Annotated in this window: 6 protein-coding genes; 3 read left to right on the top strand and 3 right to left on the bottom strand. The window is 36.7% G+C overall.

Going from position 1 to position 5969, the window contains the following annotated elements:
- Window positions 1-31: 31 nt before the first annotated feature.
- Window positions 32-820: a polysaccharide deacetylase family protein gene (locus QZU83_RS09830; protein ID WP_295611820.1), complete on the top strand. Its 789-nt coding sequence runs from the start codon at window positions 32-34 to the stop codon at window positions 818-820.
- Here the strand turns inward: QZU83_RS09830 and QZU83_RS09825 are convergent.
- Both QZU83_RS09825 and QZU83_RS09820 read right to left on the bottom strand, forming a co-directional pair.
- On the bottom strand, window positions 810-1190 hold the full coding sequence (locus tag QZU83_RS09825; RefSeq protein ID WP_295611819.1) for a GtrA family protein: 381 nt from the start codon (window positions 1188-1190) through the stop codon (window positions 810-812). The two genes, QZU83_RS09830 and QZU83_RS09825, sit on opposite strands and share 11 nt — an antisense overlap.
- Before the next feature lie 4 nt (window positions 1191-1194).
- Window positions 1195-2124: a glycosyltransferase family 2 protein gene (locus tag QZU83_RS09820; RefSeq protein ID WP_295611818.1), complete on the bottom strand. Its 930-nt coding sequence runs from the start codon at window positions 2122-2124 to the stop codon at window positions 1195-1197.
- Window positions 2125-2208: 84 nt separating this feature from the next.
- Here QZU83_RS09820 and QZU83_RS09815 point away from each other — a divergent pair, with 84 nt between their 5' ends.
- Entirely contained in the window at window positions 2209-3627 is a 1419-nt protein-coding gene (locus QZU83_RS09815) for a hypothetical protein (RefSeq protein WP_295611817.1), read from the top strand.
- 97 nt (window positions 3628-3724) lie between these two features.
- Window positions 3725-4945, top strand: coding sequence for an aspartate kinase (locus QZU83_RS09810; protein WP_295611816.1), 1221 nt, complete (start codon window positions 3725-3727; stop codon window positions 4943-4945).
- Window positions 4946-5234: 289 nt separating this feature from the next.
- Here the strand turns inward: QZU83_RS09810 and QZU83_RS09805 are convergent, their stop codons facing one another.
- On the bottom strand, window positions 5235-5633 hold the full coding sequence (locus QZU83_RS09805; protein WP_295611815.1) for a PaaI family thioesterase: 399 nt from the start codon (window positions 5631-5633) through the stop codon (window positions 5235-5237).
- Window positions 5634-5969 lie beyond the last annotated feature (336 nt).

The raw sequence follows: 5969 nt of genomic DNA, 5'->3' as shown, positions 1-5969 counted from the left end.
TACTATCTAAAACAAAAGGATTTAAGCTAACATGATATTGCTGAGTTTTGATACAGAGGAGTTTGACGGACCTCGTGAGCACGGAGTGGAATATTCCTTGGAAGAAGGAATTAAAGTATCTGTTGAAGGTACAAATCGCATTTTAGATGTCTTGAAGACAAACAATGTTCGCTCAACATTCTTCTGTACCGCCAATTTTGCCGAAAATGCACCAGAGACAATGCAGAGAATCATAAGGGAAGGTCATGAAATAGCTTGCCATGGTGTTGATCATTTCGAGCCGAAGGAAACCGATTTTGTCAAATCAAAGGAAATCATAGAAAATCTGACCGGACTTACTGTGACAGGCTACAGGCAGCCCCGCATGTTTCCAACCATCGAATCAGAAATCAAAAAGGCAGGATACAGATACAACTCATCAATAAATCCAGCGTTCATTCCTGGAAGATACATGAACCTTAAAACACCACGTACATGGTTTATGAAAGATGGTGTGATGCAGATTCCGTCATCAGTAACTCCAAAGTTCAGATTCCCGTTATTCTGGCTGTCACTACACAACCTTCCAGAAGGAATATACCACAGAATGGTTCGGAGAGTATTAAATCATGACGGTTATTTTGTAACATATTTCCACCCATGGGAGTTCTATGAGCTTAAGGAACATCCTGAATTCAAAATGCCATATATAATAAAGAAAAACAGCGGCAAGGACATGGTAATGCGTCTTGACAACCTGATAAAGATGCTTAAAGACAAAAACCACAAATTCATTACCTACAATGAATTCGTAAATATTCAAACCAAGACTAATCCTTAAAGACTATCAGTTTTGAAAATACGTAATTTAGAATAATTACTATCACCTGAACAACGATTTTTGATATTAAATCGCCAATCATCAAAATGTCAATGAAAAGATACATCAGACCCGTGTCGACTGCACCTGAAAATATTCTTCCGCCGAAAAACAGAGACATTTCCTTGAGAATGTCGGGGCTTTTGCTTTCAAATACCCAGATTCTGTTGGTGATATATGCAAACAGTACTGAAAAGAACCATGCCAGAACGTTTGAAATAAGATAGTTGATGCCCAGAAGGTCCTCAAAAAGGAAATAAGTGACAATATTGACAAGAAATGTCAATGTTCCGAAAAATACATATAAAACAAGTTCCCTATCCAATTTCATCTAATCACTCATCATCAATGTTTGATTCCTTAACGATAAAAACCGGCCTGCGTTTAGACTCAAGATAGGTCTTTTCCAAGTATTTTCCCAGAATACCGATTGACAATAACTGTATTCCCCCTAAAAACAGGATTGCACACATTATTGTTGCAAAACCCTGAACGGGATCTGAGTAAAGAAGATATTTTGCCACGATGAATATTATGTAGAGGAATGCGATGACTGAAAATACAGTACCGAACAGTGTGGATATTGACAGAGGAAGTGATGTAAATGCAACAATAGCTTCGATTGAATACTTGAACAGTCCCCAAAATGACCAGGTGGTTTCACCGGCAACCCTTTCCACGTTTTCATAGGAAATCCATTCCGTTTCAAAACCAACCCACTGAAAGAGACCCTTTGAAAAACGATTGTATTCGCTTAACTGCAGTATCGAATCGACAACAGGCCGTTTCATCACACGGTAATCTGTTGCTCCCTCAACTAAATCCAAATTAGAAATTATGTTGAATATCTTATAAAACAAATGTGATGCCCATGACTTGAATCTGCCTTCTCCCTTTCGTGTGGTTCTTCTTGCGGCAACAACGTCCACATCATTGCGAGAAATGGTTTCTAGCATCTCAGGAAGCAGACTTGGAGGATGCTGCAGGTCAACATCCATAAGACAAACCAGATCGCCTGAAGCGTTTTTTAATCCGGCATAAATTGCGGATTCCTTTCCAAAATTTCTTGAAAATGAAATGTATTTGACATTCGGATTTGAATCTGCCAAATCCTTGATGTTTTTTAGAGTATTGTCGCCTGATCCGTCATTTATGTATATGACTTCAAAATCATGGCCCTGCAGGACTTTTTGAATTTCATCCAGAAAAATCCCGACAGATTCCTCTTCATTAAAACATGGAACAACAATACTTAAAAATGTCATGATAAAATATTTATTTGAAATATTATAAATAATTTCCAATGCTTTTGGTTATTGTTAAATAGTTGTTGGGCGAAATTATTATATATGAATAATCGTGATGTTTTAGGGAAAATATTTTTTACATTGTCCATTTTGATTGGCCTGTACATGTTTATCTGTCCAATATCAAATGTTTTGATTCATGTTGACGAATACTGGACACTGTCACTTATCAATCTGCCGTTCCTTGAAGGGATGAGGATTGCCATAAGCGACGTCCATCCTCCGCTTCATTACATAATACTTTATGCGGCCTCCCCAATAACATCCAACAACATTCATTTATTGAAAGCAGTTTCAATAATGCCTTATTTTATACTTCTGGCAATTTCAGTCACTAAAATCAGAAAGGAGTACGGATGGCTTGCCTGTGGTCTGTTCACATTCACAACTGCCACAATGAGCATATTCTTCATTGAATTTCTGACAATAAGAATGTATCCGTGGGCAATGCTTTTCATGGTTTTAGTCTTTATTTACTTTAAAGAAGTCATTGTCAACTTTGACAGACGTTCATGGATTTTTTTAACCTTGTTTACATTGCTTGGAGCATATACTCATTACTTTTTGCTTTTCAGCTGCGGCCTGGTTTATCTGCTGATACTGGCACATATCCTTAAAAGCCCCGATAAAAGTGAAAAAATCAAAACATGGATTTATTCAGTCATTTCACTGATGATATTGTATGCACCATGGTTTGTCGTTCTCATAAGGCAAATCGGCACCCAGACAAGCGCATCACATGAGGCCACAACTTTCAACAATGTAGCGAACTATCTGACCGTTTTTGCCATAAACAAGGGCGGTTTCAGCATTGAGATGATACTCCTGAGGGTTCTGGCAATTGCATTTGTAGCTGCAGTCATATACCTGATTTATAAAAACAGGGCAAAATATGAAGGTTCCGGCGTCTTTTTAATGTATGCAACAATATTCATTGGAGTTTTGGTTTTATCCATTTCATTCCAGCCTGTAAGGGCAAGATATCTTGTTGGAGTGATTGCAGTTTTCTGGCTTTGCGTTTCAATACTGCTGTCAAAAACCAAAAACGACAAGATCCTGGCAGTTATGCTTGCAGCCATTCTTGTGTTGTCAGCTTCAAGCATCCCCATAACCCATGAAGAGGCAATCACAAAAATTAACTGGGCAAATGAGAGAAACGAATTTTTAGAAAGCATCAACAATGAATCCAATGTTGTTATTTACAATACCAATTTCGGCTACATGTTCGTACACGGCGGCGTGAACAAGACCACAGAGTACTCCCTGTCAGACACATATTTCTTTGATGACAATGTCAAAATCCAAAAAGACATTGATAAAATAATAAAAAAACATCCGAAGGACAGCATATATCTTGTAAACTGGAAAGATACAGACAAGAACAAGAAATATGAGAAAAACTATAATCTAACCGAGAAATATGATTCCGGAGATGTTGTAGTTTTAAAAATAGACAAGTGAAAAACCAAACCTGTCGGAATATAAAAAACAATTGGATTTTCATCAACGAAAAATTATATTAAACTTCCAAACAAATATTTATTCTATAGGTGAATTTATGGATTTGATAGTAGCGAAGTTTGACGGGAATGTTCTTAAGGACGGCTCAAAAATTAAGGATGCCGCACAATCAGTTGTTGATGAATACTTGAAAGGCACACAAATCGTGGTTATTGCTTCAGCTCCAAGCAAAACTACCGATGATTTAATCAAGCTTTCAACTGATGCTGCAGGTCACTTTTTAACCGATTCACAGAAAGCCGAAATCACAGCGATGGGCGAAAGGACAATTGCAAGACTTCTGAAATCTACTATTGAAGATTTGGGCGTTAGAGCCGAAGTCATTGATCCGTACAGTGATTTGTGGCCAATCGTGACCGATTCAAATTTTCTTGAGGCTAAAATTGATTTTCAATCCAGCGAACAAAAAATCAACACACTGAAAATTCTCCTGAATCAGGGAATCGTCCCTGTAATCTGCGGATTTTTGGGAAAAGGCAGAAGCAATGAGGTGACCACCCTTGGCCGTGGCGGAAGTGACATTACAGCATTTCTGATAGCAAACTGCCTGAATGCAAATGAAATTATCATCATAAGCGATGTTGACGGCATAATGTCAAGTGACCCTACACAAATCGAGAAGGCAAAACTTTTGCGTGAAATTTCAGTCAAGGAACTTATAAACCTATCCACCAAAGGTGTGAGACTTATCCATCCTCATGCTCTTAAATATAAAACTCCTGAGATTAAGGCAAAAGTCATTAACGGCAAATATAAAGATTTAACATCATATGGAACCGAAATCATAGGTCCGTTTGAAGAGGATTTGCAGAAAACCGCTTCTCTTTACAAAGATCCATTATCAATCATTGCAATTGTCGGGGATGGTCTATTAAGCAAAACCGGACTTTTAAGTGAGCTTACAGATTTCCTAGCCGAAAATGATTTGAACATTTACAAACTGACTGTTGGAAACAATTCAATTACTATTTTTGTGGATAAATCAGAATCCGACAGGGCATATCATGTTCTGCACGATTTCGTACTGAAAAGCGACACATACAATTCACTGTCACTTGGAAAGGACACTGCATTAATCACCATCATGAATCTGGACGTTGTTGAAAAGCCGGGAATAATAGCTGCAATAACAGAACAGCTCAGAAAAAACAATATAAAAATAATAGAAATCAACTCTTCACTGACTGCAATTGTCCTGATTGTTGATTGGGCTGACGGTGAGAGAGCCTGTGAGCTTATTAACGACATCCTTGAATAAACAGACATTTGAATAATGTATTTAAAAATTAGCAATACAAATTAATTGTTGATATTCGCAACAATTAGTGTTCCATAAAAAAATTCGAAGCTACGGCAGTGCAACTTCGAATCTGATTTTTCACGACTTGTTAATTAAGTCATAATTATATTACTCGCTCATACAATATAAATTGAATGGTTATGTAAAAAATATATTACAAAAAATAAATGCATTCGGATTTTAAAAAATCCGAAACAGAATGAATCTGTCCAAATAACCCCCAAAAAAATTTAAGAGTCAAAAATAGTTATAATTTAAATCCTGTTCCAACGAACTGGGCAACATCACGACCCAAATCATCCTCAACATTGACAATGACAATGGAAGATGTTCGTCCGCTTTTTCTGCATGATGCACGAGCTATTAACTTATTTCCCTTAGGGGCTGACAAATAATTGATGCTTACCTGCTGTGCAACTGTAAGCTGGTGAATCTGATTAGACAAAACGGCAAAGGCAAAATCAGCGAGAGTGAATATAACACCACCCATCACGCCACCATATGCATTTTTGTGTGTGTCGTTTAACTCCAGACTGCAAACTGCCTCGTCTTCTGTCAGTTCATCCAATGTAATTCCAGTATTTACTGCAAACAGGTCCTTATAGAAAAATTCTCTAGCGCTTTCAACTGAATCAAAATTAGCCATTATAACACCATTGGATAAGTTTGTATCTCATGATTAAAAAAAATAGTGATTCAAACCACCACATTAACACCAACCATATGGAAAATCAACAGACATTCCAACCCCATATTTCAAAAAAAATAACACCAAAAAAGGCCTTTTTCAAGCAGAACAAATGAAAATTAAAAAAGACCCAACAATCAATTATAGATTAAAAGAAAGCCTTAAAATTCATATTTTAAAAAATTAATACATATGCTAAAAATTTCATTAAAATGTATTATTTCCAATTATAAAAAAGCACAGAAACACCTTAAAAAGCAAAATAAAACAACCGAATCAGTTAAATAGGATTAA

This window comes from uncultured Methanobrevibacter sp. (assembly GCF_902771435.1).
Classification (GTDB): domain Archaea; phylum Methanobacteriota; class Methanobacteria; order Methanobacteriales; family Methanobacteriaceae; genus Methanocatella.
Note: the sequence above shows the minus strand (reverse complement) of the source record. Positions and strands in the feature narration are given on the sequence as shown.

What these genes read in the sequence shown, in the direction of transcription:
- QZU83_RS09830 (WP_295611820.1), top strand. Translation starts at nt 32, where the DNA reads ATGATATTGCTGAGTTTTGATACAGAGGAGTTTGACGGACCTCGTGAG.
- QZU83_RS09825 (WP_295611819.1), bottom strand. Translation starts at nt 1,190, where the DNA reads ATGAAATTGGATAGGGAACTTGTTTTATATGTATTTTTCGGAACATTG.
- QZU83_RS09820 (WP_295611818.1), bottom strand. Translation starts at nt 2,124, where the DNA reads ATGACATTTTTAAGTATTGTTGTTCCATGTTTTAATGAAGAGGAATCT.
- QZU83_RS09815 (WP_295611817.1), top strand. Translation starts at nt 2,209, where the DNA reads ATGAATAATCGTGATGTTTTAGGGAAAATATTTTTTACATTGTCCATT.
- QZU83_RS09810 (WP_295611816.1), top strand. Translation starts at nt 3,725, where the DNA reads ATGGATTTGATAGTAGCGAAGTTTGACGGGAATGTTCTTAAGGACGGC.
- QZU83_RS09805 (WP_295611815.1), bottom strand. Translation starts at nt 5,633, where the DNA reads ATGGCTAATTTTGATTCAGTTGAAAGCGCTAGAGAATTTTTCTATAAG.